At 64.8% G+C, this 25,341-nt stretch carries 21 protein-coding genes and 1 pseudogene; 18 read left to right on the top strand and 4 right to left on the bottom strand.

What is annotated here, in order from left to right; translation table 11 throughout:
- The first annotated feature begins 117 nt into the window (after positions 1 to 117).
- The 4 genes from ACPJW8_RS02910 (at position 118) to ACPJW8_RS02895 (ending at position 5,391) form a co-directional block, all read left to right on the top strand.
- Positions 118 to 1,347 (top strand): glycoside hydrolase family 76 protein, encoded by a 1,230-nt coding sequence (locus ACPJW8_RS02910; protein WP_330188161.1) that lies wholly within the window; start codon positions 118 to 120, stop codon positions 1,345 to 1,347.
- Positions 1,348 to 1,613: 266 nt separating this feature from the next.
- Positions 1,614 to 2,678: an iron ABC transporter substrate-binding protein gene (locus ACPJW8_RS02905; RefSeq protein WP_330188160.1), complete on the top strand. Its 1,065-nt coding sequence runs from the start codon at positions 1,614 to 1,616 to the stop codon at positions 2,676 to 2,678.
- Positions 2,679 to 2,680: 2 nt separating this feature from the next.
- Positions 2,681 to 4,297: an iron ABC transporter permease gene (locus ACPJW8_RS02900; RefSeq protein ID WP_330188159.1), complete on the top strand. Its 1,617-nt coding sequence runs from the start codon at positions 2,681 to 2,683 to the stop codon at positions 4,295 to 4,297.
- Positions 4,294 to 5,391 (top strand): ABC transporter ATP-binding protein, encoded by a 1,098-nt coding sequence (locus tag ACPJW8_RS02895; protein ID WP_330188158.1) that lies wholly within the window; start codon positions 4,294 to 4,296, stop codon positions 5,389 to 5,391. The genes ACPJW8_RS02900 and ACPJW8_RS02895 overlap by 4 nt, the downstream gene beginning before the upstream one ends.
- 52 nt (positions 5,392 to 5,443) lie before the next feature.
- On the opposite strand, the gene ACPJW8_RS02890 is transcribed toward ACPJW8_RS02895, so the two are convergent.
- On the bottom strand, positions 5,444 to 6,052 hold the full coding sequence (locus tag ACPJW8_RS02890) for a YdeI/OmpD-associated family protein (protein ID WP_330188157.1): 609 nt from the start codon (positions 6,050 to 6,052) through the stop codon (positions 5,444 to 5,446).
- An 89-nt stretch (positions 6,053 to 6,141) separates the two neighbouring features.
- On the opposite strand from ACPJW8_RS02890, the gene ACPJW8_RS02885 reads away from it, so the two are divergent.
- From ACPJW8_RS02885 to ACPJW8_RS02865, 5 genes are all read left to right on the top strand, one after another.
- Positions 6,142 to 6,681, top strand: a complete 540-nt coding sequence (locus ACPJW8_RS02885) for an NUDIX hydrolase family protein (RefSeq protein WP_330188156.1) — start codon at positions 6,142 to 6,144, stop codon at positions 6,679 to 6,681.
- A gap of 87 nt (positions 6,682 to 6,768) precedes the next feature.
- Positions 6,769 to 7,782, top strand: coding sequence for a DUF6707 family protein (locus tag ACPJW8_RS02880; RefSeq protein ID WP_330188155.1), 1,014 nt, complete (start codon positions 6,769 to 6,771; stop codon positions 7,780 to 7,782).
- A 55-nt stretch (positions 7,783 to 7,837) separates the two neighbouring features.
- Positions 7,838 to 8,563, top strand: a complete 726-nt coding sequence (locus ACPJW8_RS02875; protein ID WP_330188154.1) for an SRPBCC domain-containing protein — start codon at positions 7,838 to 7,840, stop codon at positions 8,561 to 8,563.
- Between the two features lie 32 nt (positions 8,564 to 8,595).
- On the top strand, positions 8,596 to 9,939 hold the full coding sequence (gene tgt / locus ACPJW8_RS02870; RefSeq protein WP_330188153.1) for a tRNA guanosine(34) transglycosylase Tgt: 1,344 nt from the start codon (positions 8,596 to 8,598) through the stop codon (positions 9,937 to 9,939).
- Positions 9,940 to 10,112: 173 nt separating this feature from the next.
- The gene (locus tag ACPJW8_RS02865; RefSeq protein ID WP_330188152.1) at positions 10,113 to 11,045 is read left to right on the top strand and encodes a type IV toxin-antitoxin system AbiEi family antitoxin domain-containing protein; all 933 of its coding nucleotides are present in this window, start codon (positions 10,113 to 10,115) and stop codon (positions 11,043 to 11,045) included.
- A 97-nt stretch (positions 11,046 to 11,142) separates the two neighbouring features.
- Here the strand turns inward: ACPJW8_RS02865 and ACPJW8_RS02860 are convergent, their stop codons facing one another.
- Positions 11,143 to 11,850: a queuosine precursor transporter gene (locus tag ACPJW8_RS02860; protein WP_330188151.1), complete on the bottom strand. Its 708-nt coding sequence runs from the start codon at positions 11,848 to 11,850 to the stop codon at positions 11,143 to 11,145.
- 236 nt (positions 11,851 to 12,086) lie between these two features.
- On the opposite strand from ACPJW8_RS02860, the gene ACPJW8_RS02855 reads away from it, so the two are divergent.
- The 3 genes from ACPJW8_RS02855 to ACPJW8_RS02845 all read left to right on the top strand — a co-directional run bounded on the left by ACPJW8_RS02855 (position 12,087) and on the right by ACPJW8_RS02845 (position 14,922).
- Positions 12,087 to 12,704 carry a TetR family transcriptional regulator gene (locus ACPJW8_RS02855; protein WP_425256445.1) on the top strand — a complete coding sequence of 206 codons (618 nt, stop codon included), beginning with the start codon at positions 12,087 to 12,089 and terminating at the stop codon, positions 12,702 to 12,704.
- 19 nt (positions 12,705 to 12,723) lie between these two features.
- Positions 12,724 to 13,620, top strand: a complete 897-nt coding sequence (locus tag ACPJW8_RS02850; protein WP_330188211.1) for a TIGR01777 family oxidoreductase — start codon at positions 12,724 to 12,726, stop codon at positions 13,618 to 13,620.
- 435 nt (positions 13,621 to 14,055) lie between these two features.
- Positions 14,056 to 14,922 carry a hydroxymethylpyrimidine/phosphomethylpyrimidine kinase gene (locus ACPJW8_RS02845; RefSeq protein WP_330188148.1) on the top strand — a complete coding sequence of 289 codons (867 nt, stop codon included), beginning with the start codon at positions 14,056 to 14,058 and terminating at the stop codon, positions 14,920 to 14,922.
- A 76-nt stretch (positions 14,923 to 14,998) separates the two neighbouring features.
- On the opposite strand, the pseudogene ACPJW8_RS02840 reads toward ACPJW8_RS02845, so the two are convergent.
- A pseudogene (locus tag ACPJW8_RS02840) lies at positions 14,999 to 16,508 on the bottom strand (helix-turn-helix domain-containing protein).
- A gap of 150 nt (positions 16,509 to 16,658) precedes the next feature.
- Between ACPJW8_RS02840 and aceA the strand changes: the two are divergent.
- Together aceA and aceB are read left to right on the top strand one after the other, a co-directional pair.
- Entirely contained in the window at positions 16,659 to 18,002 is a 1,344-nt protein-coding gene (aceA, locus tag ACPJW8_RS02835) for an isocitrate lyase (protein ID WP_330188146.1), read from the top strand.
- Positions 18,003 to 18,136: 134 nt separating this feature from the next.
- Positions 18,137 to 19,789, top strand: a complete 1,653-nt coding sequence (gene aceB / locus ACPJW8_RS02830) for a malate synthase A (protein WP_330188145.1) — start codon at positions 18,137 to 18,139, stop codon at positions 19,787 to 19,789.
- A 79-nt stretch (positions 19,790 to 19,868) separates the two neighbouring features.
- On the opposite strand, the gene ACPJW8_RS02825 is transcribed toward aceB, so the two are convergent.
- The gene (locus tag ACPJW8_RS02825) at positions 19,869 to 21,092 is read right to left on the bottom strand and encodes a CynX/NimT family MFS transporter (RefSeq protein ID WP_330188144.1); all 1,224 of its coding nucleotides are present in this window, start codon (positions 21,090 to 21,092) and stop codon (positions 19,869 to 19,871) included.
- Between the two features lie 84 nt (positions 21,093 to 21,176).
- Here ACPJW8_RS02825 and ACPJW8_RS02820 point away from each other — a divergent pair, with 84 nt between their 5' ends.
- The 4 genes from ACPJW8_RS02820 (at position 21,177) to ACPJW8_RS02805 (ending at position 25,341) form a co-directional block, all read left to right on the top strand.
- A complete protein-coding gene (locus tag ACPJW8_RS02820; protein ID WP_330188143.1) occupies positions 21,177 to 22,136 on the top strand; it encodes a D-2-hydroxyacid dehydrogenase family protein in 960 nt (319 codons plus the stop codon).
- A gap of 125 nt (positions 22,137 to 22,261) precedes the next feature.
- Complete coding sequence (locus ACPJW8_RS02815; protein ID WP_330188142.1) at positions 22,262 to 23,044, top strand: sugar phosphate isomerase/epimerase; 783 nt, start codon at positions 22,262 to 22,264, stop codon at positions 23,042 to 23,044.
- Positions 23,041 to 24,138 (top strand): Gfo/Idh/MocA family oxidoreductase, encoded by a 1,098-nt coding sequence (locus tag ACPJW8_RS02810; RefSeq protein WP_330188141.1) that lies wholly within the window; start codon positions 23,041 to 23,043, stop codon positions 24,136 to 24,138. Before ACPJW8_RS02815 ends, ACPJW8_RS02810 begins: the two co-directional genes overlap by 4 nt.
- A 6-nt stretch (positions 24,139 to 24,144) precedes the next feature.
- A complete protein-coding gene (locus ACPJW8_RS02805) occupies positions 24,145 to 25,341 on the top strand; it encodes a Gfo/Idh/MocA family oxidoreductase (protein WP_330188140.1) in 1,197 nt (398 codons plus the stop codon).

The following is a 25,341-nucleotide window of genomic DNA, read 5'->3' as shown; positions in this document are numbered from 1 at the left end:
CTGGGCCCCGCCACGCTCGCGGGAAACCTGCCGGAACGCCGGAACGCACCGGCGTGCCCGAACGCTTTCCGGCGAGTACGACGGCGGCACTCACTTTCGCGGGGATAGGCTGGCTGCATGATCCAGCCGGAATCCGAAGCAGTCGACTGGTCCGCAAGGGCAGACGAAGCAGCCCGCTCAGTAACGCACCGGTTCGGCCGGAAGCTCCTGTTCCTGCCCGGTACTCACCTGGCCGCCACCACCTGGCCATGGGGCAGGTTTGGCCACGTCACCCAGCCGTGGCACTACTGGTGGCAGGCGCACTACCTGGACGCTTTGGTGGATGCAGGCCGGCGCGAACTGGACCGAGGTGCCACCCCGGAGGCGCGCTTCGACGGACCAGGCAACCCAAGCGCCGGCAGGCTCGCCTCCCGCCTGCTCAGGGGCATCCGGATCCGCAACCTGCTGACCTTCGTCAACAACTACTTCGACGACATGGCATGGCTAGCATTGGCTTCACTGCGGCTCGACGGACTGGCTGCGGACGCCAGCAAGCGTGGCCGCCGACGGTACGCCAAGGTCCAGCGCAGCCTCAACCCGCAGTTCATCTCCGCCTCCACGGACGACCTTGGCGGCGGAACGTTCTGGAGCAGCAAGCGCGACTTCAAGAACACGCCGGCCACCGCACCCGTGGCCCTCTACTTCGCCCGGACCGGCCAGCAGGCACGTGCCCAGGCACTGGTGGACTGGCTGGACGCCACACTCTTCGACGACGAACGCGGCCTCTACCTCGACGGCGCGCGGCTTGGAAGCGACGGCAAGATCCTCGTGGAGGCGAACGTCTACACCTACAACCAAGGGCCCATCCTCGGCGCGCTCCTGGAGCTTGGCGGGCAACGCAACCTGGAACGGGCAGCCCAGGTGATTGCCGCCGTCGAACGCCACCTGACGGTAGAGGCACCCGCTAAGGGCACCGACACACTGGAAACCCCCGCAGCGAAGGTGCTGCGCTGCGACGGCACCGGAGACCGCGGACTGTTCACCGGAATCCTGTGCCGCTACCTGGCCCTTGCCGCGAAGGATCAACGCCTGCCCGAAGCGTCCCGCCGCACCGCGGGAAGGCTGGTCCAGGCGACGGCGGAAGCGTTCTGGGCGGGCAGCAGCTCCTCAGCCGGCGTCAGCGGTTCCCCAACCGGAGGCAGCGCGGACAGCCGCGACGGCAGCCCTTACGGCCGCGTGTTCGCCATCCATGCCACCAACACAGCCGCGGAAGACTACCCGCCAGGTGCCGCCGTCGAGCTTTCCACGCAGCTTCAGGCGTGGATGGCCATCGAGGCCGCCGCCACCCTCGCGCGAGCGGCGAGATAACATCGCTTAGGCTGCGTCAGAGCGGCATCAGCTCGCCGCTCGGCGCGGGGGATGCGCGGATCCGGGCGGCACGGGAGGGCCCTGCGCGCAGGGGCCCGGACTAATTAGCTAACGCAATAGTGTCGTAATCCATGTGATTCTGATCACTTAATCAGCGGGGAGCTATGACACTTAGGAGTGCCTAACCTAAAGTTCAATTCGAGCGAGCCGCCACCAATGATCCCCCGGCCCGCAGGACACTCCGTCCATTCGAGAAAGCAGTCCCCATGAAGCTCCGCATCAACGCGCTGGCCGGCGTCGCACTCGCCGCCTCCGCCACCCTCGCGCTGTCCGCTTGCGGCGGCGGCTCCACCCCCGCAGCGTCGCCGTCCGAGCCCGGAACCGATGCCGGGTCCGACAAAACGGTGACCCTCTACAGCGGCCGCAGCGAGTCCCTCATCAAACCGTTGCTGGAAGAATTCACGGCAGAGACCGGGATCAAAGTTGAGGTTCGCTACGGCGATACCGCACAGATGGCGGCCCAGCTGGTTGAAGAAGGCGACAAGTCGCCCGCCGACGTCTTCCTGGGCCAGGATGCGGGCGCCCTCGGAGTCGTAGGCAAAGCAGGCCTCTTCTCAGATCTCCCCGAGTCGACAGTCTCTGCCGTGCCGGAAGACTACCGTGACGCCAACGGCCAGTGGGTCGGCGTGACTGGCCGGGTACGCGTACTGATCTACAACAAGGACCTGGTTCCCGCCGCCGAACTGCCAGCAACGGTCCAGGAACTCAACGACGCAAAATATGCAGGGAAGGTCGGAGTAGCACCCACCAACGCTTCCTTCCAGTCTTTCGTTACTGCGCTGCGCGAACTCGACGGCGAGCAGGCCGCCTCTGAGTACCTCGCCGGTCTGGCAGGCAACGACCCGCAAATCCGTGAGAAGAACGGCCAAATCGTGGCAGATGTCAACGACGGCAAGTTCCCCTTCGGGCTGGTCAACCACTACTACCTTTACCAGCTAGCCAAAGAAAAGGGCGTAGATGCCGGTGACCTCGCTGCGGCCAACTACATCTTCCCGGACGGCAACATCGGATCCCTCATCAACGTCGCTGGAGCCGGCCTCATCAAACACACCGCGGATTCTGATGGCCAGACGCTGCTGGACTTCCTCCTTTCGGAGCGCGGCCAGACCTACTTCGCTGAGAAGACCCACGAGTACCCCATGATTTCCGGGGCACCCAGCCCGGCCGGCCTGCCGACCCTCGCGGAGCTCAAGGCACCTGGCATCGATTTGAACGATCTCGATGACCTGGCCACCACTGTCCGGATGATCACCGAAGCAGGCCTGGCCTGACATTGACTCCACTCGAACGGTCCGTAGGACGGCGGCGCCTTACCGGCGTCGCCGTCCTACGGCGTTCCCGGAGCGATTCGTGGCCCTCGCGCCATCGTGTGCTCACGGCCGGTGCAGCCGCAGCGGTCATCATTGCACTGATCCCGGTCGCCTACCTGGTGGTCCGGACAGCCGAGTATTCCCCGGCCGTCCTGCTCGAGCAGCTGGGCACCCCGCGCATGGCGCGGCTCGCATCCACTTCGCTGGCACTCGTTGCTGCGTCAACTGCCTGGTGCCTGGTGGTTGGGACCACTCTCGCCGTGCTCGTCACCCGAACCCGTCTGCCGGGCCGCAAAGCTCTTGCGGTTGCCGCCGCACTCCCCCTGGCCATCCCTAGTTACGTCGCTGCGTTCGGTTGGTCGTCGCTATCTGAACTGGTGAATCCGCTGGGCACCTTTGAGGGATTCGGCGCCGCAGTCTTCGTTATTTCATTGGTCAGCTACCCCTACGTGTACCTGCCCGTGTGTGCAGCGCTGCTCGCCGCAGACCCGGCACAGGAAGACGCCGCCCGGAGCCTCGGCCTGCCGCCGGTCAGCGTTTTTGTACGGATTACTGCACGGCAGATCCTGCCTGCCACCGCATCGGGCGCCTTGCTGTGCGCGCTCTACATTCTGTCGGATTTCGGTGCCGTTTCCATCCTCCGGGTAGACACCTTCACCCGGGCAGTATTTACCTCATTTAGCTTGGGGTTCGATCGGCTCGGAGCTGTTTCGCTGTCATCAGTCCTCCTCGCTTTGACGGTACTGGTACTCCTGGTCGAGGGCCGCTTCCGCCGGACCAAGACCCGCTATGCCAAGTTGGGCCCAGGATCACGGAGACCTGCGGACTTCCTGAACCTTGGCAGGTTAACGGCCCCCATTGTGGCGGCTTCATGGCTGGTGGTAGCTGTGGCCGTGGGAGGCCCCCTGGCCGCACTGGCGCTGTGGAGCTTCGAAGGTGTGTCCCGTCCCGGCTCGCTGGCTGAACTCGGCTCAGCATTCCTCGGCTCGGTCTCTGCAGCAGGGGCAGCAGCCCTGTTCACGACGGTGCTGGCCACACCGCTGGGACTCATGATTGCCGGAAGCCGCTCCCGCATTGCCAGGCTCATGGAGCGGTTGATCTATTTGGCCCACTCCCTGCCGGGAATCGTCGTGGGCCTCTCTGTGGTCTATCTGGGGATCAACCTTGTCTCCGGTCTCTACCAGACTCAGTGGCTGCTGACCCTGGCCTACGGCACGCTGTTCCTGCCCCTGGCGGTCGGGCCAATTGTTGCTTCCGCCCTGCTCACCCCACCGCAGGTTGAGGAAGCAGCGCAATCGCTTGGGGCAGCACCCCTGAGCGTGTTCTTCCGCATATCGCTGCCCATGGCGCTGCCCGGAGTGGCAGCAGGGGCACTGATGGTGCTCCTGACTGCCATCAAGGAGCTTCCGGCCACGCTGATGCTGCGCCCGACCGGCTTCGAAACCCTGGCCACCCGCCTGTGGACCTATACCTCTGTGGAGTCCTATTCAGCGGCCGCGCCGTACGCGGCGTTGCTGGTGGTTCTGGCCATCACCCCGACGTGGATCCTTGTGGCACGCGTTTTCAAGGAACCCAAATGAATATCAAGAATGACGGCCTGCACCTGGTGCTTCGAAACATCAGGAAAACGTTCGGCGGCGTCACCGCCTTGGACAACATCAATCTCGGAGTCCCCCGGGGCGCCATTACCGCCATCGTAGGCGCCTCGGGGTCCGGCAAAACCACGCTTCTTAGGATCATCGCAGGGTCGATCGGGGCTGACTCCGGTACGGTGCTTCTGGGCGACCGGATCCTCGCTACCGGCAGGCAACTGGTTCCCGCACATCTGCGGAACATCGGGTACGTGGCCCAGGATGGTGCCCTGTTTCCGCATCTGAGTGTTGGAGCCAACGTGGCGTTCGGCCTTGACCGGCAGCAATTTCGCACACGTGCTGCGATTGCGGCAAGGGTCCAGGAGTTACTGGCAATGGTGTCTCTGGATGCCGCGACCGGGACGCGCCGGCCCCACGAACTATCCGGAGGGCAACAACAGCGGGTTGCCTTGGCCAGGGCCATGGCCCGCAAGCCCGAGGTTATGCTCCTGGATGAGCCATTCTCGGCCCTGGATGCCGGACTTCGCGTTTCTACCAGGCGGGCAATCGGCAGGGTGCTGGCGGACGCCGGAATTACCACCATCCTGGTCACCCACGATCAGGGCGAGGCCTTGAGCTTCGCGGACCAGGTGGCCGTGATGCGCAACGGGAAGCTCGCCCAGATCGGTAGCCCTTTTGTGGTTTACACCCGCCCCACGGACCGGGCCACCGCCGAGTTCCTGGGGGATGCTGTCATTCTGGATGCCTGGATGGAAGGCTCCCTGGCAACGTGTTCGCTCGGAGCCATCCCCGTCCGACGGCCACCCAGGCAAGGTAAAGTCCAATTGATGCTCCGTCCCGAGCAGATCAGGATCGCCGCAGACTCTCCAATCAAGGGCATTGTGATGGAATGCGATTACTTCGGTCCTGAATCAACGGTACAAATCAAGCTGCTGCCGCCACCCTGGCTCTCCGGACCGGATGACCGCAAGCCGGCCGGCGAGGAAGTCATCACCATTCGCCATTGGAACTCCGCCATTGCACGGCCCGGAACCGAGCTCCATCTGCGGGTTGTGGGCGAAGGAGTGGTGTTTCCGTACTGACAATCTGCCCTACTGCTGCTGTCTCCCCGTCCGCCGAACCGGCAGTGCCGGGTTAACTTTCCAGATCGCCTACCGGTTTCTTCGCCTGCGGGAACGGCGCCTCACCCCTGGCCAGCATCTCCACAAAACCGGCGATTTTCCGCTCCCTGGTTTCAGCCCGCTTCACCGAGTTAGTGCGGTAAATCAGGGCGTAGCGGTTGACGCTGGTGAGGACGTCGAACATGGCCTGGGCTTTCGGAACCGCTGCGATGGCTGCGGCCAGGTCTTCCGGAAGTTCCGCCGTCGCCTGTCCTGCGTAGGCTGCGTCCCAGCGGCCGACAGCCTTGGCACTTTCGACGGCGGCACGTCCGGCGGCGGTCATCCTGCCTTCGGATTCCAGCCGGGCAATGTGGCCCACATTGATGGCCGACCATGGACTGCGCGGGCCACGGCGTGTCATGCGGCGGAAGCTGGTTTCGTCGTCCCGCTTCCTAGTCTGGCCGTCGATCCAGCCGAAGCACAATGCCTCATCCAGGGCGGCCTTGTAGTCCAGTTCCGTGGTGTTGCCGCCCTTCTTGTGCAGGACAAGCCACACGCCCGGGCTGGTTGCGTGGTTCTGTTCCAGCCAGGCGCGCCATTCATGGGCATCCTTGACCAGGAGTTCGGGCACTTCGATAGCCATGCCACAAAGGTACCCCCGGCCACAGACAACCTCACCCCCCGCCTCAGCCGACCCCATCCTGGAGCCGCCGCATGAGGTAGAACTTAACCATGAACGTTCGAACTCCCGACCCCAATCCAGGCTGGCTTTCGCAGGAGGACCTGTTCGAAGCCCGCGGACGCCTCCCCATGGTCTACGTGGAGGCGGTGCCCGTCAGGCTGGATCCGCTGGGATTCGTCAACGAAGTGGGCACCCTGCTGCAGGGCGACCAGGACGGCAGCATGGTCCGTTCGCTGGTGTCCGGCCGCGTCCTTTACCGCGAAACCATCCGCGCGGCGTTGCTCCGGCACCTGGAAAAGGACCTTGGCCCGCTGGCGTTTCCGCAGCTTCCCATCAGCCCCGTGCCGTTCACCGTGGCCGAATACTTCCCGGCTCCGTCGCAAACAGGCTTTACCGATGACCGCCAACACGCCGTGGCCCTGGCCTACGTCATCCCGGTGACCGGCGAATGCGAGCCCCGCCAGGACGCCCTTGAGCTCACCTGGATGACCCCCGACGAAGTGCTGAGCGAAGGGGTCCAGCTGGAATTCACCGGCGGCCGCGGCGCGCTGATCCGGCAGGCGCTGAGCTTCGCCGGGGTGGGCTTCTAGGGGGATCGGCCAGGTCCGCATCCCCGGATTCCGGGCCCTGCCTTTGTAGACTGGTGGGCGGACCGCAAGAGAACCAAAGGATTCCCGATGACTCAAAACCCAGCCGAACCGCTTTCCCGGAACCAACTGGCTGGAACCCTTGGTGCGGGTGACCGCCTGGTTCTGCCCGATGCGTCCACCAGCGCCGAGGTCCTGGAAATCCACGTGGACGCGGACGACTACGGCAACCCCGCGCTGATTGTGGCCACCCTGGCTGACGGCCGCACGGTGCGCATCGCCGCCGCCTCCGCAGTGCAGGTCATCCAGGAAACGCACGACGCCGTGACCCACCTCAATCCGGGCAGCACCGCCGCCGGTGGCACAGCGGGTGACCCCAACGCTTCAGTTGAGGGGCACCCCGGCGAAGATTCAGCCCAAGCCCCTGCCGCCGTCGTCGTTCCGCCCCTTCCGGTGGCCGCACCCGCGGCGCCCGGCCCCAGCGAAGAAGACCTGGCGCTGATTCCGGAGCCCTCCGGCACTCCGGAATCCGTAGTGGAGGCCGTGGCGCAGAACCACCAGGATTCGATTGGCGTACTGCTGCTGACGGACAGGCTGGCCAAGGGAATCAACACCAAATCCGGAAGCTGCCTGAAGGACCTGAACGACCTGGCGCACGAACTGTTCGTCACCCTCAAGGACAGCGAGGGCGCGCTGGCGGTGGCGGACATCCTGAATGTGCTGCCGTACGACGGCAATCCGGGCCGCTGGACTTCGGTGGAAGCGTCATTGGCCCTCTCCAGCTACATTTGCCGCCAGGATGGCCAGGCCGAACGCGCGGCGGTGTACGAGAAACTGCTGAGGACGCCCGAGTCGCTGGAGACTGACCCCTTCAAGGCGCGGATGAACGCCAAGGTCCGGCAGCGCTCGCTCAACGAGCCCAATCTGTATGACAAGGAAATTTTCCGCTCGATCGACAACTCCAACCACGACGCCGAGCGGGAATGGCGCCTGCTGCGGCTCGAATCGCTGCTGTTCCTGCGTGCCCACGGCGGCTCGGAGACCATCGGCGCCGGAGAACTGGAGCGGCGCATCGCGAACGAGCTCGAGGCCGTGCGCGCCTGATTCCCGGCAGCAGGATCCCCTTACGCCGGGCCTGCTTCAGCTGTAGATTCGGGCTATGACGAACCATCTGAGCGTAGTGATCAATGCTGATGCGCGGCAGGTCTGGGAAATGCTGCGTGAACCCGCCAAAGTTGCCCAATGGCACGGCTGGGACGCCGAAACACTTCCGGCCGAAATCGATGAGATCTACTTTGGCAGCGACGTTGTTGAGGCGCCGGACCACACAAGCGTCACCCTCCATGGCGGCGACGTCTTCGAACTGGAACCTGTGGCTACGGGCACCCTGGTCAAGGTCACCCGGGGCGGCGTGGACCATGATTCCGAGTGGGCTGCCTGGGATGAGGACATTACCCAGGGCTGGCTGACCTTCCTCCAGCAGCTCCGCTTCGCCCTGGAACGCCATCCGCACGGCAAACGGCACACCTTGTTCTTCGATTTCCCGGACGGATCCGGGTCTGCCATTGAGAAACTGGGCCTCGCCGAAACGCCCAAACCCGGCGAGGCTTACGAGCTGACGCTGGCCACCGGTGAGGAGATCTCCGGCAAGGTCTGGTACCGCGACCAGCACCAGGTTGGGCTCACCGTCCACAGTTATGCGGAGCACGGGGACGGGCTGCTGATAGTGGCGGACAAACCGGTCCTTGAGGATGTCAGGCCCGACGGCGGCGCAATGGTTATTGCCTCGACGTACGATCTCGGGGCCCACCAGCTGGAATCCATCCAGTCGCGGTGGGACGGCTGGCGCGCTGAGAACTACCCCACATCCAAAGCGGCCGGCTGAGGGATCCGCTGGTTTGCTGGCAAACTGGAACGGTGCCAGCCGAACCTGCTTCCTCCCTTGCCCCCGCGCCGTCGACGCCTGTTTCACCCGTTTCGCCTGTTGCTTCACCGGCGTCCTCACCCCGGCAAGCGGAATTCTCGTTTGCCGTAGGCACCCGGCTCGCGGAGAGCTGCGCGCCGTCGGCATCCCAGGTTCAGGCCAATGGGGGCGAATTCCTGGGCCGAACCGGCACCATCACCACTCCCCACGGCGAGATCAGGACGCCGGCGTTCATCGCCGTCGGCACCAAAGCCACCGTGAAGGCCGTGCTGCCCGAATCCATGACGGACCTCGGCGTGCAGGCACTCCTGGCGAATGCCTACCACCTGTACCTCCAGCCGGGCGCGGACATCCTGGACGAGGCCGGCGGACTGGGCGCGTTTATGAACTGGAGCGGGCCAACCTTCACTGATTCCGGCGGCTTCCAGGTGATGAGCCTGGGGTCCGGGTTCAAGAAGGTCATCGACATGAAGAGCGTGGACAGCTCCGGCCCGGATGACGCCGTCGCCCCCGGCAAGGAGCGCCTGGCCCACATCGACGACGACGGCGTCTGGTTCAAGTCCCACCTCAATGGGGACAAGCACCGGTTCTCCCCCGAGATCTCCATGCAGGTCCAGCACCAGATCGGCGCGGACATCATGTTCGCCTTTGACGAGCTGACCACCCTGCAGAACTCCCGCGGCTACCAGGAGGAGTCCCTGGAACGGACCCGGCTCTGGGCACTGCGCTGCATCGAGGAGCACTTCCGGCTGACAACCTCCCGCGAGGGCAAGCCGTACCAGGCGCTGTTCGGCGTGATCCAGGGTGCCCAATATGAGGACCTGCGCCGGAAGGCCTGCCGGGACCTGGGCGCCATGCCGTTCGACGGGTTCGGCATTGGCGGCGCGCTGGAGAAGGAGAACCTGGGCACGATCGTGCGCTGGTGCAACGAGGAACTTCCGGAAAACAAGCCGCGCCACCTGCTGGGCATCTCCGAGCCGGACGACATCTTCACGGCCATCGAGAACGGCGCAGACACCTTCGACTGCGTCTCCCCCACGCGCGTGGCCCGCAACTCCGCGTTCTACACGCCTTCCGGGCGGTACAACCTCTCCGGAGCGCGTTACAAGCGTGACTTCGGGCCGCTGCAGGATGGCTGCGACTGCTACACGTGCACCAACTACTCCCGCGCCTACATCCACCACCTGTTCAAGGCCAAGGAAATGCTCTCCGCCACCCTGATCTCCATCCACAACGAGCGATTCGTGGTGAAGATGGTGGACGACGCCCGCCTGGCCATCGAGGACGGCACGTTCTTCGAGTTCAAGGCGGAGACCCTGGCGCAGTACTACTCGTAGGCACCCGGGCGGGTGCCGCCGTCGAACCCGCCGGCTTCCCCTGCCCGTTTCGACGGTTCCGTACGCACACGACGTTCCGGACCATCGTCACCGTATGGAACCACCGAAACGGGTCATCCACATAGGCCATCGGGGGCCTTCCTGCCCGTCAGCGGTAAGCCGATGCTAGGACCATGGACTCCCGCATACTGCCCGCTCACACGAGAATGTGGCGCACCGAACAACTCGCTGCCGCCGGCTTTACCTCCCGTTCCATCGGGAGGCTGGTTCAGGAAGGTGGGCTGGTCCGTCTCCGCAGGGGCTGCTACGTTCGCGGTGACTGGTGGGGAACACTCCATCCGGACGCCCGGGCCAGGGTTATGGTGCATGCGCACTCGCACGGAACGCTCACGACGTCGGCCGGCGGCTTTGTCTACAGCCACACCTCGGCTGCCCGCTTACGGAAGTTGACCTTGTGGAGGGCAGATGGGCGTATTCACCTGACCCAAGAGACGACGCCATCGAAATGTACCCATGGCGCCGGCGTTGTGGCCCACACCCGAAAGTTGATGCCCGAGGACAAGTCGTTCGTTGCAGGCCTTCCGTGCACGTCCCTGGAGCGGACGGTTATCGACTGCAGCCTGATGTTCAACGTCCGGCAAGCCCTCATTCTGGTGGATCATGCCTCGCACCTCGGAGCGGACCTTGCTGCACTCCGCCGCCGTTGCGCCGCTTTGTCCGGGCGCAACGGCGTGGTCGCGCTGCGCCGCGCCTTGGAACTGGCAGATCCGCTGTGCGAGTCTGCGGGCGAATCCTTGACCAGGGAACTGCTTGTCCGACTCAATATCGAAGCCCCGGAATCGCAGTTTGAGGCCGACAGCCCGGCAGGCCGGCACCGCATGGACTTTGCCTGGCCCAAGCGCAAAGTCGCACTGGAGTTTGACGGCAAGACAAAGTACTTCGACTACCGGCCTACTGAAGAAGTCCTGTTCCAGGAACGCCGGCGCGAGAAAGCCCTGATGGAAATGGGCTGGGTGTTTATCCGGGTCGAGTGGAAGCACCTGTTCCGCGAAACCGAGTTCAAGTACAGGGTCCTCCGTGCCTTTGAGCGAGGGTCCCAGGGGTAGCCCGGGCTACCCTCCAGGCCGTTTCGACGGTTCCGTTTCCCGCACGATGTTCCGGAACATCGTGCGCGTACGGCACCATCGAAACGGCGGGGCTACGTCAGGAACCTACGACGCCGTAACTCGGCTCGCGCTTCTTGACCCACCCGATTGCCAGGGAGGTCACGGGGACGAAGAGGAATTCCACGAGGGTCTTGTACACGAAGCCCACCAGCACGTAATTCAGGAACGTGGGGAAGTCAGTGATGCCGATGACGGAGGCCGCGATGCTGCAGAAAATCAGGGTGTCCACGAATTCGCCGGCGCCGGAGGAGCCCATCAGCCGTGCCCACAGGGACCTCTCCCCGGAGCGGGCCTTCATCTTGACCAGGATCCAGGAGTTGATGGTCTGGCCGGCCAGGAATGCCAGCAGTGAGGCCAGCACAATCTGCGGTACCGGGCCCAGCGCTCCTTCCAGGGCGGCCTGCTTGGAGGTGCCGAAGTCGTCGTCGAAGCCGGGCAGCGCAATGATCACCCAGTAGCAGAGCGACGCGAACACCGAGAGGGCGAACGTGGTGAAGATGGCTTTGCGGGCTACCTTGAAGCCGTAGACCTCGCTGATCACGTCGCCCAGGATGTAGGCCAGCGGGAAGAGGAAGAATCCGCCGTCGGTAATTATCGGGCCGATCGCCACGCCCTTGGATGCACCGATGTTGGACAGGATCAGCACCACTGCCATACCGGCCAGCATGATTCCGAAGTACGGCGAGCCAATCGAGGCGAACTTGGCCGGGGCAACGGCGGGGGCAGGGCGCGGCGAGGCAGTCATGGGTGTCCATTCGTAGTGGTTCGCTCGGCGCCCGGAACGTTCACGCGGCGCCGGCTGTATTAGCACTGGTCCGCCAATTCTCCCATGGGAAAACGAAGACCGTCGAAGCACCTTCAAGCCCGTATTTGAACATGTTCAAATTTGTGCCACACTGAATTCTGAACACGTTCAAAAAGGAGTGGCCGGTGGCTAAGAGCGAGCAGACCAGACAACGACTCGCGGAAGTGGCGCTGCGGATGTTCCGTGAGGTCGGCTTTGAGAAGACCACCATGCGTGCCATCGCGGCAGAGGCAGGCGTGTCAGTCGGCAACGCGTACTACTACTTTGCGTCCAAGGATGAACTGGTGCAGGAGCTGTACCGGCAAGTCCAGGATGACCATGCCGCGCTCGCTGCCCAGGCGATCGCGGAGCAAACGGCAGCGGGAAAGACGGACCTGGCTTCGCGGCTCAAAGCCACCCTTCACGCAGGCCTGGACGTTATGGCGCCGTACCACCGCTTCGGTGCCGACTTCATCGCCACAGCCATCCGACCGGCGTCGGCCGTGAATCCTTTCTCCGCCGACTCCCTACAGGCGCGCGCTGAATCGCTTTCCATCTTCCGTACGGCTGTTGAGGGCTCGAAGCCGCAGGTGCCGAAGAAGCTGCGCGCAGATCTTCCGGAGCTCCTGTGGCTCGGCTACATGGGGATCACTTTGTTCTGGGTCTACGACGCCTCCGAGGGCCAGCGCCGCACCCGCCGCCTGGTGGATGGCGCGGCACCACTGATCGCCAGGGGCCTGCAATTGGCCCGAGTTCCCGGCGTTGGCAAGATCATCGACGAGGTGCTGGACCTCAGCCGCAGCGTCCGGAAATAGCCGTTCCAAACAGGGGGAAATCGTGAAAACAGTCGTCATTGCGGGCGCAGGCGGGTTCATCGGCCAGGAGTTCAGGCGAAGGTTCACGGCGGACGGGTGGACGGTCCGGACCATCGGCCGTAGCGCTGATAACCATGCCATCTGGTCCGACGGCGACGACATCACGCGAGTGGTTGACGGCTCCGATCTGCTGATCAACCTCGCCGGACGGTCCGTCAACTGCCGCTACAACCCGCGGAACCGCGCGGAAATCCTTCACTCCCGTATCAGTACGACGGCGGCACTCGGCAGGGCGGTGGAGCGCAGCACCGCTCCCCCGGCTACCTGGCTAAATGCCAGTACCGGCACTATCTACCGCCACGCCGAGGACCAGCCCCAAAGCGAAATCGACGGCGAGATCGGCACCGGCTTTTCAGTGGAGATCGCCCGCGCCTGGGAAGACACGTTGACCGCCGCAGACACACCGCGGACCCGTAAGATCCCACTGCGCATTTCCATTGTGTTGGGTCCAAAGGGCGGCGTGATGGAACCGCTGCGCAATCTGGCCCGGCTTGGTCTCGGTGGCACCATGGGCAAGGGAACCCAGAAGTTCAGCTGGGTCCATGTGGACGATCTCTACCGGGCCGCGCTGTTCCTTGAAGCCAGGCCCAACATCACCGGACCTGTAAACATCGCGGCCCCGGACGTGGTGGACAACCGGGAACTGATGCGCCTGGTCCGCAAAGCGTATGGGGTCAGAGCGGGTATCCGGACGCCCGCCTGGCTCCTGGAAGCCGGCGCCGTCCTGGTCCGGACCGAGACGGAACTGGTGCTCAAAAGCCGTTGGGTGCAGCCACAAAAACTGCTCGATGCAGGCTTCGCCTTCAATCATCCCGAACTGGGCGCGGCGTTACTGGACATCAAGGGCCGGAAATGAGCCGGCCGCGGAGGGTGGTGCTGGGAACCACCGCAATATTCGTCGGGGCCGCGGCGAGCCTGGCATGTCTGGCAGCCATCCTCACAACCACGCTCGGATTCTCCACCCACCCGATCGCCGTCCTGTTCGCAACGTTGCTCTACGGCTGTATTCCCGCCGTCGTCCTGGCATTTGTTTGCGGAGCACCACTGGCGATCCTCTTGCATCCGGTCAGGAACCAGTGGATCCATGTGCTTGCCTTTGCCGGTTGGGGTCCGTCCTGGGTGTCTCGCTTGTGGCACTCATCAGGATCAGCACAGGGCAAGATCCAGGTTTTTTGGCGATCATCGCAGCAGCCATCATGGGTGTCTCCACAGCAGTGGGCCGCCTGAGCGTCTGGAAGCTGGCCCGGGTCAACGTAAATGACCTTCCGCCTGCGGATGGCAGGATAGATTCATGACTTCTGCACCTGTTGCCGCACCGACTTCCGCGAAAAACTCTGCCGCTCCCTCCGTTGTCCTGACCATTGCCGGTTCCGAAGCCACCGGCGGCGCAGGCGCACAGGCGGACCTCAAGACGTTCCAGGAGCTGGGCGTCTTCGGCATCGCTAACCTCACGTGCATCGTTTCCTTCAACCCGAACGACAACTGGAACCACCGCTTTGTGCCCGTGGACCAGCAGGTCATCGCGGACCAGCTGGAAGCGACGACGGCGGCATACGGCGCCGGATCAGGCGCACCGTCTGTAATGGACACCGTGAAGATCGGCATGTTGGGCAGCCCGGCCACGATTGCAACCGTGGCGGACGCACTTCAGCGCAACAGCTTCGCGAATGTGGTGCTGGACCCGGTACTGATCTGCAAAGGCCAGGAACCCGGGCATGCGCTGGACACGGACCAGGCCCTGAAGGCGCAGATCCTTCCGCTGGCCACGTTCGTCACCCCCAACCACTTCGAGGCCGAATCGCTGTCCGGAATGGCGATCACCGATGTCGAATCCCTCAAGGCAGCTGCGGTGAAGATCCACGACATCAGCGGCGCAGCAGTCCTGGCCAAGGGTGGGGTGCGGCTGGAAGGTCCTGACGCCGTCGACGTTTTCTATGACGGCGAAACGCTGGAAGTGCTGTCTGCGCCGAAGGTGGGCGAGGTGGCTGTTTCAGGCGCCGGCTGCTCGCTGGCGGCAGCGGTGACGGCGGAACTTGCGAAGGGTGCGAGCCCCCTGGATGCGGCCCGGACGGCGAAGGAATTCGTCACCGCCGGCATCAGGAACCGCGTTGCGTCGGGCGCTCCGTTTGATGCTCTGTGGCAGGGCGGCGTCCGCTAGGACCGGTACGGGCGTCCTGAAACTGAACGACGGGATGGCCGACCTTCGATAGCCGGCCCCCAAAGGAAAACCTGCCTCAGTTCCCCGAGTGCGCCTGCAGGAACGAATAAACCTCGGTCTCATCCACACCAGGGAAGGCGCCCGGCGGCATCGCTGCCAGCAGGTGGGAGTGCGCGCGCGGACGGCCAGGCATTGCCGGCCCATTGGGAGGCGAGGTCCGCGGGCGGGCGCTTGCAGCAGCTTTCATCGGGGCACATGGACTTGGAGCGTTCCGTGGTGTCCCGGCCGCGGAACCATTTCACGTGCGCGTACGGCACACCAACGGACAGCGAAAACTCGCCGTTGGCGGAACGTTCGGTCCGCGCTGTGCACCAATAGGTTCCGGACGGAGTGTCCGTGTATTGGCTGTAGGCGCTGAACTTGTCCGGCACGTCGAACACCACCCGGGACGTCCATTGCTTGCATGACGGTTGGCCCTCGATGGCGCCGGTGTGGTCCTGCGGAAACGTCACGCCGTCGTTCTCATAGGCCTTGTAAATGATTCCGCTCTTGTGCGTCTTCTGGAAGTGCGTGCGGATGTCCAGGTGTTCGGTGGCGAGGTTCGTGAACCGGTGCGCGGCGGTTTCGTAGCTCACCGCGAAGGCGTCGCGGATGTCCTCGACGGCGATTTCCTTGGCCTGCTTGGCCCGCTGCAGGAACTCCACCGTGGCTTTCTCCGGCAGCAGGAGTGCCGCCGCAAAATAATTCGTTGCCACGCGCTGCATCAAAAAATCCGCGTAGCTGGCCGGCGTCTGGTGGCCCAGGACGTAGTGCCCCAGCGCCTGCAGCAGCACCGAACGGGGGTCGTGATCGCTCCGGCCGCCCTGCGTCAGGTAAATTCGGTGATTCTTCAGGTCCGTTACGGAGCGCGTGGAATGCGGCAGATCGCTCACGTGGTGCAGGCTGAAACCCAGGTGCCCGGCAATGTCCGCGATGACGTGTTGGGACAGCGGACCGTTGGTATGCCCGACGCCGGCAAGCACCTTCTGCGCCTCGGCCTCGTACTCCGGGAAGTAGTTGTTCCGCTCCCGCATCATGGCGCGGAGCTCACCATTGGCCCGCCGCGCTTCCTCCGGCGTGGCGATCTGCTCGTTCAGCTTGCGCTCCAGCTCCCGCTGCAGGCCCACCATGGACTCCAGCACATCCATCGGCAGCCGCGAGCTGATGCGGATTTTAGGCAGGTTGAGGGACTCATACAGCGGGCTGCGCTGATAGCGTTCCAGCTCGATCTCCAGAGCCGCCCGGCGGTTGGGCGGCTCCGCCCCGAGCAGCTGGTCGATCCCCACATTCAGCGCGTTCCCCAACTGCTGCAGCAGCCCGAGCTTCGGTTCCCGCTTGCCGTTTTCAATCAGGCTCAGCTGGCTGGGGGCGGTCCCGACGGCGGCACTCAGGTCATCGAGCGTCAGCCCGGCTTCCTTCCGCAAATGCCTGATGCGGCGGCCCAGGCTGATGGCGTCCAGCTCCGGGGAAGCGGCGGGGGCTGAGGGGGCGGCGTTGCGGTTCCAGCTTGAAGGCGACATTTCTGCAGGATACGCGAAGAAGTGCATTTCTTTCCATACTTTTCCTCTATCCGGGGCCTTGGAAGTGCTGAAAAGTAGTGGTTACGCAAAGAAGCAACGCTTCGAAGGCGGTCCGGGATGGCAGCGAAGAAGCAGCCGGGACCCCCACCTTTCGAGGCACAAACAAGGAGATTACCGATGACCGCAGCATTTGAGCCCACCCAGCAGCCGGCCGCCCAGAATGCAGAACAGCAGGCACAGGCACTGGAGCTCGAGTGGGCTGCCAATCCCCGCTGGGAAGGTGTGACCCGGGATTACTCAGCTTCCGACGTCGTCCGTCTCCGCGGCCGCGTCTCCGAAGAACACACCCTGGCCCGCCGTGGCTCGGAGAAGCTGTGGAAGCAGCTCACCGAGGAGCACAAGACCGGCGGCTACACCAACGCCCTGGGCGCCCTGACCGGCAACCAGGCCGTGCAGCAGGTCAAGGCCGGGCTCCGAGCCATCTACCTCTCCGGCTGGCAGGTTGCCGCGGATGCCAACAACTCCGGCCACACCTACCCGGACCAGTCCCTCTACCCGGCCAACTCGGTCCCCACGGTGGTCCGCCGCATCAACAACGCCCTGCTCCGCGCTGACCAGATCGAATATTCCGAAGGTGTCCAGACCGTTGAGGACTGGCTGGTCCCGATCGTCGCCGACGCCGAAGCCGGGTTCGGCGGACCCCTGAACGCCTACGAGCTCATGAAATCCATGATCCAGGCCGGCGCCTCCGGCGTTCACTGGGAAGACCAGCTCGCCTCGGAGAAGAAGTGCGGCCACCTGGGCGGCAAGGTCCTGATCCCCACCCAGCAGCACGTCCGCACCCTAAATGCGGCACGCCTCGCAGCGGACGTCGCCGGCACCCCTTCAGTGGTCATTGCCCGCACGGACGCCGAAGCGGCCACCCTGATCACCTCCGACGTCGACGAGCGGGACCAGGAATTCATCCTCCGCGAAGGGGGACAGCCGGTGCGCACTGCCGAGGGCTTCTACAAGGTCCGCAACGGCATTGAACCCTGCATCGCCCGCGCCAAGGCCTACGCCCCGTACTCGGACCTGATCTGGATGGAAACCGGCACCCCGGACCTGGAGCTCGCCCGCAAGTTCGCCGAGGCCGTCAAGGCCGAGTTCCCTGACCAGATGCTCTCCTACAACTGCTCACCGTCATTCAACTGGCGCAAGCACCTGGACGACGCCACGATCGCCAAGTTCCAGCGTGAACTCGGCGCCATGGGCTTCACGTTCCAGTTCATCACCCTGGCCGGATTCCACGCCCTGAACTACTCGATGTTCGACCTCGCCCACGGCTACGCCCGTGAAGGCATGAGCGCCTACGTCGAACTCCAGGAAAAGGAATTCGCCTCCGAATCCCGCGGCTACACCGCAACCAAGCACCAGCGCGAAGTCGGCACCGGCTACTTCGACGACATCGCCACAGCGCTCAACCCGAACGCATCCACCCTGGCCCTGGTGGGATCCACCGAAGAAGGCCAGTTCCACTAGTCCCCAGCCGCCCCCTCCACTCGCAAGCTCGCGAGGGAACCCGGCGGCTGTGGGCCCCTTCATCCGGTGGTTGAGCTTGTCGAAACCCGGTTTCGACAAGCTCAACCACCGATGCCCGCCACAGGAGAATTCCCATGAACACGTTTACTGACAGCTTCACCATCAACGGCATTACCCTGACCGCGCAGCCCGTGTGCCGGCAGGACCAGATCCTGACTCCGGACGCCCTGGATTTCATCGCGAAGCTCCACCAGGCCACCGCCGGCCGCCGGCAGGAACTGCTGCAGGCACGCCGGACCCGCCGGGCAGACATCACCGCCGGCCAGGACCCCCGCTTCCTCCGGGAGACGGAGCACATCCGCAACGATCCGTCCTGGCGGGTGGCTCCCCCGGCACCTGGCCTGGAGGACCGACGCGTTGAAATCACCGGGCCGGTAGACAAGAAGATGACCATCAACGCACTGAACTCCGGCGCCAAGGTGTGGCTCGCGGACATGGAGGACTCCTCCACCCCCACCTGGCGCAACGTCATCAAGGGCCAGCTGAACCTCATCGACGCCCTGGAACGCCGGATCGATTTCACCACCGAAGAGGGCAAGGAATACCGGCTGCGCACCGACGTCGAACTTCCCACCATTGTGGTGCGGCCGCGCGGCTGGCACCTGCCGGAGAAGCACATGCTGATCGACGGCGGCCCTATCGCGGGCGGCATCGTTGACTTTGGACTGTTCTTCTTCCACAACGCCCGCCGCCTGCTGGCCCAGGGCAAGGGCCCGTACTTCTACCTGCCGAAGATCGAAAACCACCTCGAGGCCCGGCTGTGGAATGACATCTTCGTCCTGGCCCAGGACCTGCTCGGCATCCCGCAGGGCACCATCCGCGCCACGGTACTGATCGAGACCATCACCGCCGCCTTCGAAATGGAAGAGATCCTCTACGAACTGCGCGATCACGCCGCAGGCCTGAACGCCGGACGCTGGGACTACATTTTCTCCCTCATCAAGAACTTCCGCACCCGCGGCCCGCGCTTCGTCCTGCCGGACCGCGCCCAGGTCACCATGACCGCGCCCTTCATGCGCTCCTACACCGAGCAGCTAGTCCGCGCCTGCCACAAGCGCGGCGCCATGGCCATCGGCGGAATGGCAGCAGCCGTTCCCAACCGCAAGGACCCCGAGGCCAACGCCATCGCGCTGGAGAAGGTCCGCGCGGACAAGACCCGCGAGGCCAACGACGGCTTCGACGGCTCCTGGGTAGCCCACCCGGACCTGGTACCTATCTGCCGCGAAGTGTTCGACGGCGTCCTCGGCCCCAAGCCCAACCAGCTGGAGAAGACCCGCGAGGACGTCACCCCCAACGACGCCGCGCTGATCGACATCACCGCCACCGAGGGCACCATCACGGAAAAAGGCATCCGCAACAACGTCGAAGTGGGGATCCGCTACATCGAATCCTGGCTCCGCGGCAACGGCGCCGTGGCCATCCACAACCTCATGGAAGACGCCGCGACGGCGGAGATCTCCCGGTCACAGCTGTGGCAGTGGATGTTCGCCCGGGCCATCACGGACGACGGCGAGATCGTCACCCACGAATGGATCAGCGAAATCCTCGATGAAGAGTTCGCACGCCTGGAACGCTTTGACGGCGACCGCTTCGAGGACGCCCGGGACATCTTCGAGGAAGTCACCATGAGCCGCGAATTCCCGTCCTTCCTGACCCTGCCGGCCTACGCCCGCTACCTCACCGAAGCCCGTGAGAAGGCAACGGAAGAGGAGCTGGCGGCGGCGTAAGCGTTCCCCTACCGCCGAGATGGCACTTCGCGGCAATGTTCCGGAAGAACATTGCCGCGAAGTGCCATCTCGCGGCGATTTAACGGGTCTTTGGCACCAGGCGGACTGACAGGGTGGTGGCGAGGAAGAAGGTCAGCACTGAAGCAAGCACCACCAGGAGGGGCGGCGTCCAGGATCCGGTGACGCTGTGCACATACCCCACCAGCGGAGGCGCCACGGCGGCGCAGCAATAACCGGACGTCTGGACGATGGCGGACATCCGCCCGGCAGAAACCTGGTCCCTGGCCAGCCGCATAACGGCGAGGAAAATCAGCGTGAACCCGCCGCCCTGCGCCGCCCCTCCGAAGACTGACCAGAGCCACCACAGCCCGGGCGCCAGAAGCAGCCCCGCGGGAACCGCCAGCCAGAACAATCCCAGGGTGACCGCCGTCGTGGTTGTACTGAAGTATTTGGCCGCCATCGGCACCCCCAGTGCCCCCGCGATGGCCAGCACCTGGAAGATCGATGAGCCGGCGCCGGCAGCAGACGTGGACATGCCCAGTTCGTCGTTCAGGTAGCTGGGCAGCCAGGCCGTGACGGCGTAGTAGGAGAATGCCTGCCCCGCGAATCCGGCGGCCAGTCCTGCAGTGATCCAGCCCGAACCGCGGACGGCCGGCTTCCTGCTTTCCGTACTGCCGCCGCCGGCACTCCCTCTGGGGACGAAAGCCCGTCGGGGACCCGCAGCGAACGTCCAGGCCACCACTGCCGCCACTGCCACCACCCCGATGGATGCGAGCGCAACGCGCCAGCCGGCCAGTTCGGCCAGCGGCGCCGTAGCAACCGAAGTGAGGAACGAACCAACGTTCAGCGCCGCCGTATAAATGCCCATCGCAGTTCCCTGGTGCCGCGGCTGGAAGTCACGCCTGATGATCAGGGGAACGGCGATGTTGCCCACGGTGATGGCCAGCCCGATCATCGCCGTGCCGGCAACCACCAGGGCCGGGCCGCCGGCCGAACGCACCACCACTCCTGCCAGGACTCCCAGGATGGTCAGCGTGACGGCAAACTCGGCGCCAAGCTTCCTGGTGGCCAGCGACGCCAAGGGAGCCGCCAGGGAGAAGCAGAGCACGGGAATGCTGGTCAGCAGGCCCAACAGGACGGGCGTGAACCCCAGGTCCGCCTGCATCAGGCCCACCACCGGCGCCACCGCCACGAACGGGCCGCGGAGGTTAAGTGCCAGGAGCGCTATGCAGGCAAGCAGGACCATGCCGCCGGATGCCCTGGCCAGCAGCCTTCTCCGCGTGGGCGTGGGAGTCGCTTTCATTACTCCCATTGCTATCACGCGCGCTACCGCCCCGCTTACGATGAACTCCACCGGATAAAGGGCACAGGAACGAAGGGCACTGCCATGAAGCACCGTCTTGCCATCCTCGATGACTACCAGGATGTGGCCCACGGGTTTGCGGACTGGGCCGCGCTGGAGGGTGACGGCGTCAGCGTCACCACGTTCCGTGAGCCCTTCGCCTCCCAGGATGCCCTGGTTGCAGCCCTTGCCGATGTAGGCATTGTTATTGCCATGCGCGAGCGCACCGCTTTCCCCCGCGAGGTCCTGGAGCGGCTGCCCGCGCTCAAACTCCTGGTCACCACGGGCATGGCAAACGCCTCGATCGACGTCGGAGCGGCCAGTGATCTTGGCGTGACGGTCTGCGGGACGGCGGGTTCGCCCGCTGCCGCGCCGGAGATGACGTGGGCACTGCTGCTGGCCGCCGCACGTAACCTGCCCGCCGAGGAACGCTCGCTCCGCGCCGGGGCTTGGCAGACCGGCGTCGGCTTCGAACTGGCCGGCAAAACACTGGGCATTGTGGGGCTGGGGAAGATCGGCACACGGATCGCCGGCTATGGCCGGGCGTTTGGCATGGACGTGATCGCCTGGAGCCAGAACCTGACGGCAGAGGCCGCAGAGCAGGCTGGTGCCCGGCTGGTCAGCAAGGCGGAACTGTTCGCCCAGGCCGACGTCGCGACTCTTCACCTGCGGCTCTCGCCCCGGTCCGAAAATACTGTGGGCGAGGAAGAACTGCGCCTGCTGGGGCCGGAGGGCGTCCTGGTGAATACCGCCCGCGGCCCGCTGGTCAACCAGGACGCCCTGGTCAAGGCCCTTTCGGAGGGCTGGGTCGCCGGGGCCGCCCTGGACGTCTTTGACCGGGAACCCCTTCCGGCCGGGCATCCGCTCCTCTCCGCCCCCAACACCGTCCTGACGCCGCACCTGGGGTACGTCACCAGGGAAAGCTACAGGCAGTTCTACGGCGGAGCCTTTGAGGATGTCACTGCCTGGCTGGCCGGAAAGCCCGTTCGGGTGCTCAGCGCCTGACGCCTTGCACGGCTTATGTCCGCTGCTTCGCAGAAAGATTGGCGGATGATCTGCACCTTTTGCTTGACGTTCGTCAAAAGTCCTCCTAGCTTTGTTGTGAGTCCCTCCCTCCGGCAAAGGAATCCATGTCCTACTCTCTCCAGCTCTACACCGTGCGCGACTCGATCGAAGCGGACCTTCCCGGAACCATCCGCAAGGTGGCGGACCTCGGCTTCACGCTCGTTGAGCCGTACAACTTTGTGGCCCACGCGGAGGAACTTGCAGCAGCCCTGACCGCAACCGGCCTCTCGGCCCCCTCGGCGCACGCCCCGCTGCTTTCCGGGGACCAGGACCAGATCTTCCGGGCCGCAAGGCAGCTTGGCATCGGCACGGTCATCGATCCCTACCTCCCGGCCGAACATTGGCAGACGGCCGAGGACATCCGGGACACCGCCGCCAGGCTCAACGCAGTCGCGCAAAAAGGCGCGGAGTACGGCATCCGGGTGGGCTACCACAACCACCAGTGGGAACTGGAGTCCCTGGTGGAAGGCCGCACTGCACTGGAGTATCTCGCGGACCACCTTGATCCGGCGGTAGTCCTTGAAGTGGACACGTACTGGGTGGCCGTGGGCGGTCAGGACCCCGTGGACATCCTGGCCAAACTGGGTGACCGGGTGAAGTTCATCCACATCAAGGACGGTCCGCTCACCACGGATACCAAAGCGCAGTTGCCCGCGGGCCAGGGGAAAATCGCCGTGCGGGACGTCATCGCCGCCGCCCGCTCCCTTGAGGTTGGCGTGGTGGAATTCGATGACTACAACGGGGACATTTTCGACGGCATCGCCCAGAGCCTGGCCTTCCTGAACGCATCCGGGGATCAGGACTCGCCCGATAATCAGAACGAACCCCACACCGGAGCCCAGGCATGAGCCCCGTTGGCGTCGCCGTTATTGGCGCAGGCACCATCAGCAAGCAGTACCTGGACAACCTCACTACGTTCCCTGACCTAAAGGTCCTGGTGGTGGCGGACCTCTTCGAGGAGGCGGCCCGGGCCCGTGCTGAGGAGTACGGCATCCCCGAGTGGGGCGGCGTGGACAAGGCGCTGAACCATCCCGACGTCGAGATTATCGTGAACCTGACCATCCCGGCCGCCCACGTGGAAGTGGCCACCGCGGCAGTCACGGCCGGCAAGCACGTCTGGACGGAGAAGCCCTTCTCCCTGGACCGTGAATCCGGGCTGGGCCTGCTGAAAACGGCAGACGCCGCGGGCCTGCGGTTGGGCTGTGCCCCGGACACCTTCCTGGGCGCCGGCCTGCAGACCGCCCTGCGCGTCATCAACCGCGGCGACATCGGCACGCCCCTCACGGCCATGACCACCTTCCAGACCCCCGGCCCGGAATCCTGGCACCCCAATCCGGCGTTCCTGTTCCAGCAGGGCGCCGGGCCGCTGTTCGACATGGGACCGTACTACCTGACCACGCTGGTCCAGGTCTTCGGCTCCATCCGCAAGGTTGCCGCCGTCGGATCCAAGTCCAGGGACGTCCGCGTGATTGGCTCCGGGCCCAAGACGGGCGCGGAATTCACCGTTGAGGTGCCCACCCATGTCTCAGCGATGGCCCAGTTTGAAAGCGGCGCTTCGTCCCACAGCGTGTTCTCCTTCGAGTCGCCCCGCCAGCGGATGGGCTTCGTGGAAATCACGGGCACGGAGGCCACCCTCTCCCTGCCGGATCCCAATTATTTCGACGGCGACGTGAAGCTTTGGCGCGCCGGGGACGAGGACTGGACCACCATCGCCGCCACGGGTCCGGCAAACGGCCGCGGCATGGGCGTGCTGGACATGGCCCGGTCCATCCGCGCCGGCGTTCCGCACCGGGCCACCGGGCATTTGGCGTACCACGTCCTGGACAGCATGGTGGCGATCACCGAGTCCATGGAAACCGGCTCCTTCGTGGACGTTGTGAGCTCCGCTCCCGCTTCTGCCGCCCTCCCCGAGGACTGGGCCCCCGAATCTGCAAGCTTTTAGGAAGACATGACCCAGGAATCACGGGAAGGCGCCGCGCAACCGCTGGGCATCGCCATGATCGGCTATGCGTTTATGGGCAAGGCCCACTCCAACGCCTGGCGCAACGTCGCCAGCTACTTTGATGTCCCGGCCTTTGAGCAGAAGGTCCTGGTGGGGCGCGATCCCGCCGGAGTTGCTGACGCTGCCAGGAAATATGGCTGGGCGGAAACCGCCACGGATTGGCGGGAAGTCCTCACCCTGGACGACATCCACGTGGTGGACATCTGCGCCCCCGGCTGGCTGCACGCCGAAATAGCCACCGCTGCTCTGGCCGCCGGCAAGCACGTCCTGCTGGAGAAACCGCTGGCCAACACCCTTGCCGAGGCCGAGGCCATGACAGCCGCCGCACGCCAGGCCCGCGCCAGGGGCGTGCACTCCATGGTGGGATTCAACTACCGCAGGGTGCCGGCCCTGGCACTGGCCCGGGAATTGATCGCTGAAGGCCGGCTGGGCAGCATCCGCCAGGTCCGCGCCAGCTACCTCCAGGACTGGCTGGCGGACGAATCCGCTCCCATGACCTGGCGCCTGAAGAAGGAAACCGCCGGTTCCGGGGCGCTGGGCGACATCGCCAGCCACGCCCTAGACCAGGTGCTTTTCCTGCTGGCGGACCAGGTCACCGAAGTCTCCGGCCGGCTGCAGACCTTCACGCACCAGCGTCCCGGGACCTCCGGGCCGGAAGAAGTAACAGTCGACGACGCCGCCTGGGCAACACTGTCCCTCGCCTCCGGAGCAATCGCCTCAGTGGAGGTATCCCGGGTGGCCACCGGCAGGAAGAATGCGCTGGAGATCGAGGTCTACGGCAGCACGGGCGCCCTCACGTTCAACCTCGAAAACCTCAACGAACTCCAGTTCCTGGACGCCACAGCGCCTGCCCGCGAACAGGGCTTCCGGCGCATCCTGGTCAACGAACCGGAGCACCCCTACCTGGCAGCGTGGTGGCCACAAGGCCACATCATCGGCTGGGAGCACACGTTCACCCACCAGATCCGCGACTTCCTCACGGCCATCGCCACCGGAACCCCGCCGTCGCCATCCTTCGAGGACGGACTCACCGTGCAGCGGATCCTGGCCGCTGTCGAAGAATCCGCCACCTCCAAAAGTTCCGCTGTCCCCCTCAACGGCACTGCCGCCGTCGTACCTCCCGCACCGTCCGAAGGAGCCTGA

Source organism: Pseudarthrobacter sp. J47 (assembly GCF_049810315.1).
In the GTDB taxonomy this organism is placed as follows: domain Bacteria; phylum Actinomycetota; class Actinomycetes; order Actinomycetales; family Micrococcaceae; genus Arthrobacter.
Note: the sequence above shows the minus strand (reverse complement) of the source record. Positions and strands in the feature narration are given on the sequence as shown.

Excerpts from the sequence above, each read along its gene's own strand:
- ACPJW8_RS02910 (WP_330188161.1), top strand. The coding sequence starts at position 118 with ATGATCCAGCCGGAATCCGAAGCAGTCGACTGGTCCGCAAGGGCAGAC.
- ACPJW8_RS02905 (WP_330188160.1), top strand. The coding sequence starts at position 1,614 with ATGAAGCTCCGCATCAACGCGCTGGCCGGCGTCGCACTCGCCGCCTCC.
- ACPJW8_RS02895 (WP_330188158.1), top strand. The coding sequence starts at position 4,294 with ATGAATATCAAGAATGACGGCCTGCACCTGGTGCTTCGAAACATCAGG.
- ACPJW8_RS02890 (WP_330188157.1), bottom strand. The coding sequence starts at position 6,052 with ATGGCTATCGAAGTGCCCGAACTCCTGGTCAAGGATGCCCATGAATGG.
- ACPJW8_RS02885 (WP_330188156.1), top strand. The coding sequence starts at position 6,142 with ATGAACGTTCGAACTCCCGACCCCAATCCAGGCTGGCTTTCGCAGGAG.
- ACPJW8_RS02880 (WP_330188155.1), top strand. The coding sequence starts at position 6,769 with ATGACTCAAAACCCAGCCGAACCGCTTTCCCGGAACCAACTGGCTGGA.
- ACPJW8_RS02875 (WP_330188154.1), top strand. The coding sequence starts at position 7,838 with ATGACGAACCATCTGAGCGTAGTGATCAATGCTGATGCGCGGCAGGTC.
- ACPJW8_RS02865 (WP_330188152.1), top strand. The coding sequence starts at position 10,113 with ATGGACTCCCGCATACTGCCCGCTCACACGAGAATGTGGCGCACCGAA.
- ACPJW8_RS02860 (WP_330188151.1), bottom strand. The coding sequence starts at position 11,850 with ATGACTGCCTCGCCGCGCCCTGCCCCCGCCGTTGCCCCGGCCAAGTTC.
- ACPJW8_RS02855 (WP_425256445.1), top strand. The coding sequence starts at position 12,087 with ATGTTCCGTGAGGTCGGCTTTGAGAAGACCACCATGCGTGCCATCGCG.
- ACPJW8_RS02845 (WP_330188148.1), top strand. The coding sequence starts at position 14,056 with ATGACTTCTGCACCTGTTGCCGCACCGACTTCCGCGAAAAACTCTGCC.
- aceA (WP_330188146.1), top strand. The coding sequence starts at position 16,659 with ATGACCGCAGCATTTGAGCCCACCCAGCAGCCGGCCGCCCAGAATGCA.
- aceB (WP_330188145.1), top strand. The coding sequence starts at position 18,137 with ATGAACACGTTTACTGACAGCTTCACCATCAACGGCATTACCCTGACC.
- ACPJW8_RS02825 (WP_330188144.1), bottom strand. The coding sequence starts at position 21,092 with ATGAAAGCGACTCCCACGCCCACGCGGAGAAGGCTGCTGGCCAGGGCA.
- ACPJW8_RS02820 (WP_330188143.1), top strand. The coding sequence starts at position 21,177 with ATGAAGCACCGTCTTGCCATCCTCGATGACTACCAGGATGTGGCCCAC.
- ACPJW8_RS02815 (WP_330188142.1), top strand. The coding sequence starts at position 22,262 with ATGTCCTACTCTCTCCAGCTCTACACCGTGCGCGACTCGATCGAAGCG.
- ACPJW8_RS02810 (WP_330188141.1), top strand. The coding sequence starts at position 23,041 with ATGAGCCCCGTTGGCGTCGCCGTTATTGGCGCAGGCACCATCAGCAAG.
- ACPJW8_RS02805 (WP_330188140.1), top strand. The coding sequence starts at position 24,145 with ATGACCCAGGAATCACGGGAAGGCGCCGCGCAACCGCTGGGCATCGCC.